The organism is Pseudoalteromonas sp. 1181_04, from assembly GCF_052850545.1.
The window spans coordinates 106,585-119,039 of the sequence record NZ_VXCS01000004.1 but is presented as its reverse complement, the minus strand read 5'-3'; the positions used below and the strand labels follow the sequence as shown (position 1 = coordinate 119,039).

The following is a 12,455-nucleotide window of genomic DNA, read 5'->3' as shown; positions in this document are numbered from 1 at the left end:
AGAAAACTTTTCGTCAAGTGGAAATGAACAAAGGCTTAACAAAAACCCACATATTGTGGGTTTTTTTGCAACAAGTAGACTTTTAAACAGCTTGTTGAATAATCACGTTGTCTGCTTTTTTAGTGTAAGCAGGCATCCGATGGAAGTTCAAGTAACGGTATGTATCTGATGCTGTTGCATTGATCTTCGCAGCATATTCTTGATACTCAGGAGATGTTGGTAACCTACCTAAAATTGCAGCGATTGCAGCAAGTTCAGATGAAGCTAAAAATACGTTTGCGCCATTACCTAAACGGTTCGGGAAATTACGTGTAGAGGTAGACACAACTGTTGCTTGATCTGCAACACGTGCTTGGTTACCCATACATAGTGAACAACCTGGAGTTTCGATACGTGCGCCAACACGACCAAAAATACCGTAATAACCTTCTTCTGTAAGTTGGTCTTTATCCATCTTAGTTGGTGGAGCAACCCAAAGCTGAGTCGGTAATTGACCTTTAAAGCCATCAAGCAACTTACCAGCAGCACGGAAGTGACCAATGTTAGTCATACAAGAGCCGATGAATACTTCATCAATTTTCTCGCCTGCAACATCAGAAAGAAGACGCGCATCATCTGGATCATTTGGTGCACAAAGAACTGGCTCTTTAATTTCGGCTAAATCGATATCAACTATATGAGCGTACTCAGCGTCTTTATCAGCTTCCATAAGTTCTGGGTTAGCTAACCACTCTTGCATTGCTGTAACACGACGTTCAATCGTACGTACATCACCGTAACCTTCAGAGATCATCCACTTCAGCATCACAATGTTTGATTCTAGGTATTCAGAAATAGATTCTTTAGATAACTTAACAGTACAACCTGCCGCCGAACGCTCTGCAGATGCATCAGATAATTCAAATGCTTGCTCAACAGTTAGGTGCTCAACGCCTTCAATTTCTAGTACACGACCAGAGAATTCGTTAATTTTTCCTTTTTTCTCAACGGTTAATAAGCCTTGCTTAATACCGTAGTAAGGGATTGCATGTACTAGGTCACGTAATGTGATACCAGGCTGCATTTCGCCTTTAAAACGGACTAAAATTGATTCAGGCATATCAAGTGGCATTACACCAGTTGCTGCTGCGAATGCTACTGCACCCGACCCAGCTGGGAATGAAATACCTAATGGGAAACGTGTATGTGAATCACCACCAGTACCGACGGTATCTGGTAATAACATGCGGTTTAACCATGAGTGGATAATACCGTCACCTGGGCGAAGTGAAACACCGCCACGGTTCATGATGAAATCAGGAAGCGTATGGTGAGTATTTACATCAATAGGTTTAGGGTAAGCTGATGTATGACAGAAAGACTGCATTGTTAAATCTGCAGAGAAACCTAAACAGGCTAAATCTTTAAGTTCATCACGCGTCATAGGACCGGTTGTATCTTGCGAACCAACAGTTGTCATTTTAGGCTCACAGTATTGACCTGGGCGAATACCAGCAACGTTACATGCTTTACCAACCATTTTTTGCGCTAGTGTGAAGCCTTTATCAGAAACTTCTGTTGCTGTTGGTACTTTAAATACATCAGTTGCACCCAAGCCAAGAGATGTACGCGCTTTGTCAGTTAAACCACGACCAATGATTAGTGGGATACGACCACCAGCACGAACTTCATCTAAAATTACCTCAGATTTAAGTTCAAAAGTAGAAATAATTTCATCAGTACCGTGACGCTTAACAACACCTTCGTAAGGGAAGATATCGATTTGCTCACCCATGTTAAGTTCATCAACATTTAATTCGATTGGTAATGCGCCTGAATCTTCCATTGTGTTGAAGAAGATTGGCGCAATTTTATTACCTAAACATACACCGCCAACACGCTTGTTTGGTACAAACGGGATATCATCGCCCATAAACCAAAGTACAGAGTTAGTTGCTGACTTACGAGAAGAGCCAGTACCAACAACATCACCTACGTAGGCAAGTGGTAAGCCTTTCGTTTTTAGTTCTTCAAGTTGTGTAATTGGACCAACTTCACCAGCTTTATCAGGTGTAATACCGTCACGTTCAATTTTTAGCATTGCTAAAGCATGCAATGGAATATCAGGACGTGACCAGGCGTCTGGCGCTGGTGATAAATCATCAGTATTTGTTTCGCCTGTTACTTTGAATACCGTAACTGAGATTTTTTCAGCAACCGCAGGTTTATTGGTAAACCATTCTGCAGCAGCCCAAGATTCAATAATTTGCTTAGCGTATTCATTACCCGCTTTTGCTTTTTCTTCAACGTCATAAAATGCATCAAACATTAATAACGTATTTGCAAGACCTTTAACAACGATTGGCGCAAGCGCTTCTTCGTCAAGTAGCTCAATCATGGGGGCGATGTTGTAACCGCCAAGCATTGTGCCTAATAGTTCAGCTGCTTTTTCTTTTGAAATTAGTGGTGAAGTTGCCTCACCTTTAGCAACTGCGGCTAAAAAGCCAGCTTTGATGTAAGCTGCGTCATCCACACCTGGCGGCACGCGATTTACTAATAAGTCTAAAATAAACTCTTCTTCACCTGCAGGTGGTGTTTTAACTAGCTCGATAAGATCAGCCGTTTGCTGAGCATCCAATGGCGCTGGTACGATACCTAACGCGGCACGTTCTTCTACGTGTTTACGATAATCTTCTAGCACAATATTGCCCTCTTGGTGACGTGAAAGTATTCAGTAATACACATTCTCGCGAAAAATTACTCAATACTTATAGTATTCTGACGATTAATTATAAAGCTTTTAAATATAGATGAAAATCCGTGCAATCAAGCAAAATTCTATACTCATTATAAATACTGTGAATAACCAATTAGGAAAAAACCATTCACATGAATGTTAATTAACTGCGAATCATTGCTATTTTTTAGGCATAAAAAAACCCAGCATCTTGCTGGGTTTTTAATAAATCAAATGCTATTAACGCTTAACTTTCACGCGCTCAATTGACTTAAGGTGTGCTTCTACACGACGGTTTTCCGCGTGTGCAGCAGGTGTGTTGTCTGTATTTTTAAGACGCTCTTCGCCTAGACCAACAGTAGTAATACGATCTTCAGCAATGCCATCAGCAATTAGCTTAGCAGCAACTGCATCAGCACGCTTTTTCGATAACCACTTGTTATACTCAGCTTTACCAACAGCTGAAGAATGACCTTCAAGTAATACTGTTGTGTCTGTATGCTCTTTTAAGAAGCTAGCAACTTGGTCAATACCGCTGTCATATTTACCAGCAACTTTTGAGGCGTTGTTAGGGAATGTTACTAACAAGCTTTTAGTTACTTCACGGTCTTCATATAAAGTACAACCTGTACCATCAACAGCATCTGTCATTGGTGTGTTTGCACATTGGTCATCTGCATCAGGGATGTTATCACCATCGCTATCTACCGGGGCAACTGCTACAGGTACTACTGTAGCTGGAGCTGGAGCAGCTTTAACTGGCTCAGCAGCTGAACTTTGCTTGCCAAATAAATAGCTAAGACCAAGTTTAGCACCTACATCTGTGTAACCACGGTCAAGGCCTTGGTAAATAGATGTTTCAGCATTAAATGCGAAATTATCAGTGAAATAATGTTGGTAACCAGCACCTAGATTAGCAAAAGTTAGGTTTTCTGTAATATCGATTTTCTTAAGACCGAAAATACCATAGAAAGGGCCGCCGTTGATGTGATAAAGACCATCAATACCTAAACGGTCGCCGTCCATGCTTGTTGCGTTCATGGCAGGATTTGCATTTGAAATGTCAAAATCCATATCAGCATATTCTAGACGTGCACTCCAGTAATCGTTAAAACGATAACCAATTTCTGCACCCCAACCAGTTGAATCATCAACGTTAGTACCTGCGCTTCCACGGACATTTTCCCATGAAGCATCGTAATAATCGCCAAAAGCACCGATAAAGAAACCTTCTTTTTCAGCAGCGAAACTTGAAGCGCTAGTTGCAGCTAGTGCTAAAGCAATAGTAAGTGATTTTAATTTCATTGTTTCCTTCCCATTTTCACAATTAAAATTGTAGCTAAGAGACCCTAGCTCAATAAGTTTAACCATAGAGTACCGTATCTTTAGTTAATCATTACTTAACGAAAATATTTAAATGCATATTTTGCAATTTAACTATTTATTAAAATAAAGCGCCCTACATTATAGTTCAGATAAAAAACTTTACCTAACTTGCACATCTATCGATTGTCAGCATTGTAATTGCTATCACTGCAATTTCAGCCACAACGTTTCTAATATCTTTGGCTTTAATAATTTAAATGCTTAAGCTAATGAGTGCATTATATTGGTTAATTTTAAATCAACAAGTAGTTAAGCATATTTATTTCTTATAATTATTAATAAATAACAGCTTTTAACTAAAGATCTGGATGTATAAGTCACATCAATTCATTAGTCATCGCTCAATTTACGAACAATACGCCTAACAATCAGCACTGCGTTATTATGTTCCGCAGAATGTTTGGTAATTAGTATCCCCATCAACAGGCGGGGAGTACCAAAATGCAGGGCTTGCCAACAATTGGTAAGGCGACCTCAAGGCCGTTAAATATTCATCTAACATGCTGCTTTCACCAGTACTTTCATACTGCTGTATTATGCTTTCAACAATATGATTACGCGGGATCAAGCGTGGGTTGGCTTGGCGCATCAGCTGATAGCTTTGCGTATTTGTTCTGGCTAACCACTTAATAGACCAACCAGCCAAGTCACTCGGAATGGCAGTCTGACCTTGCAATGATTCTGTTAAGGAGTCAAAAGTATTGGTGTAATCAAGCTGATGGGTTTTCAGTAAAGTTAATAACTCGGATACTAATTCAGCATCGCCATCTTGATGACCATCAAAGCCCAGTTTTTTCGCCCACATCTGTGTAAAGGCTTGATGAAACTGCTCAGCAAAACCATTTATTAATGGGCTTAATAGCTCAACAGCCTGCTCTTCGTCATCGCTAATTAAAGGAATTAAACTTTCAGCTAAACGTGCACAATTCCAATTAGCAATATTAGGTTGATTGCCAAAAGCATAGCGACCTTGGCGATCAATAGAACTAAATACAGTATCAAAATCAAACTGATTCATCATTGCACAAGGGCCATAATCGATGGTCTCACCACTGACGAGCGTATTATCAGTATTCATTACTCCATGAATAAAACCAACCCGCATCCAGCTAACAATCAGGCTAACTTGCTTTTCAATTACCGCACTTAAAAATGCCAAATAACGCGCAGAGCCCGTAGACTTTATCTCAGGATAATGACGCTCAATAGCTAAATCAGCTAAGGCTTTTAAACCAGTCTCGTCACCTTGCGCAGCTAAATACTGAAACGAACCGACACGTATATGACTACTAGCAACGCGGGTAACAATGGCTCCTTGTTGTGGTGGTTGACGGTAAACTGTTTCACCACTGGCAACAACTGCCAAACAACGTGTCGTCGCTATGCCAAGCCCGTGCATTGCCTCACTCATTATATATTCACGTACCGCAGGACCGATCGCACAACGGCCATCACCTCCACGTGAAAATGGCGTAGCACCAGAACCTTTGAGTTGAATGTCCCAAAGCTGTTGCTGCTGATCAGTGACAGCCCCTAATAAATGTGCCCGCCCATCACCTAAACGCGGTGAAAAATGTCCAAATTGATGCCCTGAGTAACCTAATGCCACAGCAGCAACATCGCTGTTATTAAGATTACCAGAAAAAATTACCGCACGTTCTGATGTGGCAACCTCAATATTAAGCTGCCTAGCTAACGTATCGTTCCACAGCAGTAAGTTTGGAGCAATAACAGCACTTGGCTGATCCGCCACAGCAAAATCATCAGCAATCTGGGTGTAACGAGCAACTAATTTCATAGTATTCCTTAGGCTTGGGTTGTTTGTATACCAACGCGATTATCGCCCACGCTGTATGCAACTAACAGACTGAGCTCTTGTAGGCTTAATCCGCTTTGTTGCTGCAATTCATTAAAAAAATGTTGAGCGCTGGCAAGTGACTTTTTAGTTTGTAAACCGCCATCAATTATTTTATGAGCACGGAGATAACTTTCTACATCACGCGATAATAAAAAAGTGTCTTTCCCTAAGATTCGCAATGCATAAGGGCCGGTGTTACCACCTAAACGCGCCCCATGCTTTTTTAAATACCCCCACAAACCAATAATATCGTCGCTCGGCCAATCTGCAATAAACTGACTAAAACTGCCATGTTCACTTGCCACTTCATGGATCATATACGCATTTTCTGGGATCGTTTGCACTTTTTTAAAGTTACGAACGATTCGCTCATCGGTGGCTTTTTGCTCAAGCATATCTGGCGGCATCATTAATAATTTAGCCACACTAAAATCCCAAAATACTTCCCGAAAACCTGGCCATTTATTGTTGATCACTGACCAATAAAAACCACTTTGAAAAATTTTGCGGGTAAACTCTTCAAGCCATGCATCATCAGGTAAAGCAGTTAATTGCTTTGCATTTTGAGGGGCAACAAGTAATTGCTGTAACATTACTTCGCTACCTTTTCGCTGTGCCGCTCGTTGATATATATCTTGAAATTTTTCCATTACTCACTACCACTGCTTGTTATTACGCTTACTGTAACGCTATTTACGTTGTAAAAAAATGTCAGGAGCACATTGCAGCTAAAAATAAACTTAAAAATATCCAGCCTTGACACCTAGACGGCTAAAATGCTTTAATCTTTCGCATTACCCCTATTAAAGGTGTGAGTTTTAAACGATAAAACTTACACCATGGGCTAGAAGAGGTGCGTTATTCAGGTAACGTATGTGAGGAGCACACACTCCAGTGATCATACGTGAGGGGAATTAACGCCGAGAAGTAACACTTTTTGTGAAGTTTTACTTCGGGCGACTGGGTTGAATCCCAGCGACTGTCACCAATAACAGCTTGGCTGTTAAAATATTTGGTGGAGAGCTTCTGGTCTTAGCGTAATAAGGCCATAGCGCCCTATTATATTAAGCCCATTCGCTCTTCGAATTATTAGTTCGAACGACGTTAATGTGGCTCCAATCATAAAAGCTTATTAACTCCTCGAATCACTTATAAGTTCGTGAGAGATGATCAATAACTTCAATTTAAATGACTACCCTTTGTGGACGGCACTCGTCACGCCATTTACTGACGCTGGTGAAGTCGACTATGCCACTCTTGATCAGTTAGTTGCACAGCAGCAAGTGGCTAACAATGGTATTTTATTACTTGGTAGCACCGGCGAAGGCCTCGCACTAACACTCAAAGAGCAACAAGCGATTGTTGAACACGTGTGCCAATTAATGCCAACAGTACCGCTGATGGTTGCAGTAGGCGGTATAAATCTAAAGCAACAACTTGCCTGGGTTGAATACTGTAATCAGTTACCCATTCATAGCTATTTACTGGGCACTCCCCTATACGCTAAGCCCGGCGTGGTAGGCCAAACACATTGGTTTGAAAGCTTACTTAATACCAGTAAACATCCTTGCATGCTTTATAACGTACCAGGGCGCAGTGCTGTTGATATTCCATCGGCCGTAATTAGCAACTTGAAAGACCATAAAAACTTGTGGGCACTCAAAGAAGCCAGTGGCGACATTGCTAAATTTGAAGGTTTTAGAAAAGTCGCACCTAATTTAGCTATTTTTAGCGGTGACGATGCACTGATGCCTTACTTTGCCCAGGCTGGCGCAAAAGGTTTAGTCTCTGTGGCTGCTAATGCATGGCCTGTGCAAACCCATGAGTTTGTAAAACGAAGTCTCAGCGGTCAACACCCCAATTTATTTGCCGACTGGTCACAAGCCATTCAAAGCTTGTTTGCTGTCGCAAACCCTATCCCCGTCAAAGTATTGATGCATTTACAAGGGCGAATTAACAGCCCGTACTTACGTCCACCTTTGACGCATCTTGAGTTAACGCAAACTGATTGTATTAACAACGCAAACAACACCATTTTATCTTGGCATTAAATACAGGTTTTTATAATGAGCTGGTTAGAACTACTAAATAATTTAGAATCGGGCGCAGTGCGCGCAGCAACACAAGACGACAACGGCCAATGGCATGCTAACGTTCTGGTAAAACAAGGTATTTTAGAAGCGTTTAAAAATGGCACTAATACCGAATTTCCAGGTGGCTTTGTTGATAAACACAATTTAGCACCACAAGGTTTTGCAGCCGATGCTGGAGTGCGTATGGTACCTGGTGGCTCAAGCGTTCGCCGTGGCGCACACGTTGCTAAGGGCACGATTATTATGCCACCAGCATATGTAAACATTGGTGCCTTTATCGACGAAGGCACTATGGTTGATAGCCACGCGTTAGTGGGGTCGTGTGCGCAAGTAGGTAAAAATGTACATTTAAGCGCTGCTGTACAACTAGGCGGTGTACTTGAACCTATTGGTGCAAACCCGGTGGTGATAGAAGACGATGCATTCATCGGTGCAGGTTGCGTGATTGTTGAAGGCGTAGTAGTGAAAAAAGGCGCGGTGCTCGCACCAGGTGTACGCTTATCAGCAACTATTCCTGTTTATGACTGTGTTAATGAGCGCCAGCTGGCTAAAGGCGAGCCTATTCCTGAATACGCGATTGTTATTCCAGGTTCTCGCCCAGCTTCTAATACTTGGGCCCGCGAGCAAGGATTAAGTATGTCGTGTGCATTAATTGTAAAATACCGTGATGAACAAAGTGATGCATCATTGCTGCTTGAAGAGGTTTTACGTTAATGAGCTTTTTGAGCACGCCAGTTAAAACCGCCATTGATGAGCTATCAACTGCGCTTGATACACCCTTTTTTATTTACGACCTTGATACATTAAACGCACACTTAACGCGGTTAGTGACGCAAACTGAGGTAAAACTGTGGTATGCCGTAAAAGCTAACCCATTATCTAAAGTCATTCAAAGCTTAGATAACGCGGGTTTTAACTTTGATGTGGCAAGTAAGGGCGAACTTGAGCAAGTACTTGCTCAAGGTATTAACAGCGAGCGCGTGCTCAATACAGGGCCAGCCAAAAGCCCAAAACAAATTAAACACTTTATTGCGCGCGGCGTACGTACCTTTGTTGCCGAAAGCCTTAATCAAGTACGCTGGCTTAACGAGCAAGCAAGCTTACAAAACTGTCAGTTACAGGTATTACTGCGAGTGCAATTACGCTGGCCTGAAGGGGAAAAAAACCCACTTGGTGGCGATAGCCTTACTCCATTTGGTTTAGGTTGCGATGAATGGCAAGCGCTAAATACTAGCGACTACCCAGCGCTTAATTTTGACGGTCTGCATATTTTTCAGTGGGGCAACATGCTTAGCAGCGACAAACTCGCTGAGCTGTGGACACAAATGATTACGCCGTTAACAAAGCTTGCCAACGATTTAGGTATTCACTTAAAAGTACTCGACTTAGGCGGTGGTTTAGGTATTCCTTACACTCTTGATGCACCAACCTTAAGTTGGGATGCGCTCATTGATGCATTAGCTAACATTAAACATGCCGCAGGCGTACAAGAACTCTGGATGGAGCTTGGCCGTTATGCTGTGGGCGAATGCGGTCATTACGCAACGCCTGTCGTTGAGCGAAAACTTAACTATGCCCAACAACAAGTGATCTTAAGCGGCGGTATTAATCATTTATTGCGCCCTGCAGTCACCAGCCAAGATTTCCCAGCACGATTATTACGAGACTCAACTGCTGCATACCAAACTATGAGCTTATATGGGCCATTATGTACAGCACTTGATTGCTTAGGTGAACATCAATTACCTAGTGATTTAAATGAGCAAGACTGGTTGGTGTTTAGCCAATGTGGCGCGTACGGCTTTACCGAAAGTATGCCGTATTTTTTATGTCATGAGCTAGCAGCTGAATACACATTACAAAATGGCGAGCTTAACTGTATTCGCACAGCTGAAGATGCCAGCTACTACTTAAGGTAATTGAGATGAGTACGACTAAAGCTATAAGCCAAGAAAACATAGTAGTTGGTGAAGTTGCCAACGGCCTACCGCTCACAATTCCTGTCTATCGTTTAAAAGGCGATGGCACTGGGCCAAGTGTGTATGTGCAAGCTAATATGCACGGTGCAGAAGTACAAGGCAATGCGGTTATTTACCAATTACTTGAGCAGCTTAAGCACCTTGAACTCAAAGGCGATATCACCCTAGTGCCTTACGCGAACCCAATTGGTTGCAATCAAAAATCGGGGGAATTTACCCTTGGTCGTTTTGATCCAATCACCGGCACCAACTGGAACCGCATGTATCACTGTAATAGTAAGCTCGCGAGCCAATTTGCTGAGCAATATAGTGATGCCGATGAGCAAACCTTAAAAAGTGCGTTTAAAGCCGCACTGATTGATGAAGTAGACCAACAACTCAGCGGTCCAGCTTATCGCCTAACTACAGGCAAACGCATTGCACTTAACTTGCAAAAGTTGGCACACCAAGCTGATATCGTGCTCGACTTACACACAGGCCCCATTTCGAGTCAGCATTTATATTGCCCAGATTATGCCAAGGCCAGTGCCAACTACTTTAATATTCCTCATGTATTAATCATCCCTAATGATTTTGCAGGAGCAATGGATGAAGCAAGTTTTTGCCCATGGTGGCAATTAACCGAGGCATTAGCTCAACAAGGGCGTGAGTTTAAAGTGCAGGTTGAAGCTTTTACGGTCGAACTCGGCAGCCAAGAAAAAATCGATTTAACTGCGGCCCTTGATGATGCTAATAGTATTTTAAGTTACCTAAATCACAAGCAGGTATTCGTTGATGCCCCCTATCAGCCAAAAGTAATGAAGCGCTACGGCTGTGATTTAAATGATTACCTTGCTTACTATGCACCTATGGGCGGCATGGTTGAGTATATAGCGCCACTTGGCGGCCATATCAAAGCTGGCGAGCCGATTGCTAGAGTATTGCGAATGGAGCGCTACCTAGCAGAGCAACCATTACAAACCCTAACACTTGATTGTGACGCCATCGCGATTTTGCATTTTGCTTCAGCAAGCGTAAACCAAGGCACCGAACTATATAAATTCTTTACTAACGTATTTGAGCTTTAATTTTTATATCAAGCTCAACCCTTCTCATTGCGTGAGAGCACGACTATCCAATTGGAAAAAGTGCATTGAACAAGCGGCTTCGGCCGCTTTTTCTTTGTATTTATGGGCAAAAAGCGCCACAATCAACTAAGTTCAGTAACAATTCACTGATATTCAGTTAAAGTAAATGCTGGATAAATGTATGGGATAGGTATCTTAGTCGTTTTATGATACTGAAATTAGCCTATTCTCATTTACGAAAAACACAATAGCTACTCTCTATTTGATTTTATCAAAGGAATAATAATGACTTGGCACTATGGGATCCTATTTACTGCACTATTATCAAGCTCTGCATTCGCACAATCAGAATCAACAGCAAAAACCAACGAGCAAGATGATGATGTCGAGCTAGTAAAGCAATGTATTTTAAATGAGGCAATTGGCGGGGCTGGCGAGATGACGCTAGCACAACTGCGTGAAAAATGCTCATCACTTGATGAAAGCAAACAACTTACCGCACTCGATAAGCGCCAAGCACGCGAAGAAGTAAGTAAAGAAAACCGTAATGTTATTACCCCACACAAACGTAACTACATTTTACCTGTTTCTTATGTATCCCACCCAAACAATAGCTCGTTTGAAGCGTATGACGAACTAACCGGTGAAAAACAAGATGAACCACTCGATAACTTAGAAACAAAATATCAGCTTTCAATTAAGGTACCTATTTTCGATGATTTTTCTGATGAAGACCAGGCTATATTTTTTGCCTTTACATTACAGTCATATTGGCAGCTTTATAACAAAGAAAGTTCCTCACCATTTCGTGAGACCAACTATGAGCCTGAAATTTTTTGGGTTAATTATTTAGATAAAAAGCACGTTCCATGGGGCGACGAAATGGCAGTAGTCCTTGGTATTTCGCATCAATCTAACGGTAATAGTCAGCCTGATTCGCGCTCATGGAACCGTATTTATGCAAACTTTTTGTGGGAAAACGATGGCTATGTGTTTAGCTTTAAACCTTGGTACCGTATTTCAGAAAGCGAGAAGGAAACGCCATTAGATCCAAGAGGTGATGATAACCCTGATATTTACAAATACATGGGTTACTTTGAATTTAGCGGTGCATATCGACTTAATGATCATGAATTTAGTTTTATGACCCGCAATAATTTAAATTCAGATAACCGCGGTGCAATTCAGCTTGATTGGTCATTCCCATTATGGGGCCGAGTTCGCGGTTACGCCCAATACTTCAACGGCTACGGTGAAAGTTTAATTGATTATAACGCTGACATAGAACGTATTGGCGTGGGTATATTATTAACTGATTTACTATAAAAAAAGGCCAAGCAATTGCTTGGCCTTATC

9 protein-coding genes and 1 riboswitch are annotated in these 12,455 nt (G+C 41.8%); of the genes, 5 read left to right on the top strand and 4 right to left on the bottom strand.

What is annotated here, in order from left to right; translation table 11 throughout:
* Positions 1–82: 82 nt before the first annotated feature.
* From acnB to FW757_RS04520, 4 genes are all read right to left on the bottom strand, one after another.
* The gene (gene acnB / locus FW757_RS04535; RefSeq protein ID WP_182740388.1) at positions 83–2,680 is read right to left on the bottom strand and encodes a bifunctional aconitate hydratase 2/2-methylisocitrate dehydratase; all 2,598 of its coding nucleotides are present in this window, start codon (positions 2,678–2,680) and stop codon (positions 83–85) included.
* Positions 2,681–2,956: 276 nt separating this feature from the next.
* Positions 2,957–4,021, bottom strand: coding sequence for an OmpA family protein (locus FW757_RS04530; protein WP_149980472.1), 1,065 nt, complete (start codon positions 4,019–4,021; stop codon positions 2,957–2,959).
* A 463-nt stretch (positions 4,022–4,484) separates the two neighbouring features.
* Positions 4,485–5,900, bottom strand: a complete 1,416-nt coding sequence (locus FW757_RS04525; protein ID WP_404674838.1) for a protein adenylyltransferase SelO — start codon at positions 5,898–5,900, stop codon at positions 4,485–4,487.
* Positions 5,901–5,908: 8 nt separating this feature from the next.
* Complete coding sequence (locus FW757_RS04520) at positions 5,909–6,610, bottom strand: DNA-3-methyladenine glycosylase I (RefSeq protein ID WP_404674839.1); 702 nt, start codon at positions 6,608–6,610, stop codon at positions 5,909–5,911.
* Between the two features lie 190 nt (positions 6,611–6,800).
* Positions 6,801–6,994, top strand: a riboswitch (Lysine riboswitch).
* Between the two features lie 132 nt (positions 6,995–7,126).
* Here FW757_RS04520 and dapA point away from each other — a divergent pair.
* The 5 genes from dapA (at position 7,127) to FW757_RS04495 (ending at position 12,425) form a co-directional block, all read left to right on the top strand.
* The gene (gene dapA, locus FW757_RS04515; RefSeq protein ID WP_446440904.1) at positions 7,127–8,011 is read left to right on the top strand and encodes a 4-hydroxy-tetrahydrodipicolinate synthase; all 885 of its coding nucleotides are present in this window, start codon (positions 7,127–7,129) and stop codon (positions 8,009–8,011) included.
* 15 nt (positions 8,012–8,026) lie between these two features.
* On the top strand, positions 8,027–8,767 hold the full coding sequence (locus FW757_RS04510) for a 2,3,4,5-tetrahydropyridine-2,6-dicarboxylate N-succinyltransferase (RefSeq protein WP_149980468.1): 741 nt from the start codon (positions 8,027–8,029) through the stop codon (positions 8,765–8,767).
* Positions 8,767–9,972 (top strand): PLP-dependent decarboxylase, encoded by a 1,206-nt coding sequence (locus FW757_RS04505; protein WP_182768012.1) that lies wholly within the window; start codon positions 8,767–8,769, stop codon positions 9,970–9,972. The genes FW757_RS04510 and FW757_RS04505 overlap by 1 nt, the downstream gene beginning before the upstream one ends.
* 5 nt (positions 9,973–9,977) lie before the next feature.
* Complete coding sequence (locus tag FW757_RS04500) at positions 9,978–11,099, top strand: succinylglutamate desuccinylase/aspartoacylase family protein (RefSeq protein WP_182768011.1); 1,122 nt, start codon at positions 9,978–9,980, stop codon at positions 11,097–11,099.
* A 285-nt stretch (positions 11,100–11,384) separates the two neighbouring features.
* Positions 11,385–12,425 (top strand): phospholipase A, encoded by a 1,041-nt coding sequence (locus FW757_RS04495; protein ID WP_446440903.1) that lies wholly within the window; start codon positions 11,385–11,387, stop codon positions 12,423–12,425.
* Positions 12,426–12,455 lie beyond the last annotated feature (30 nt).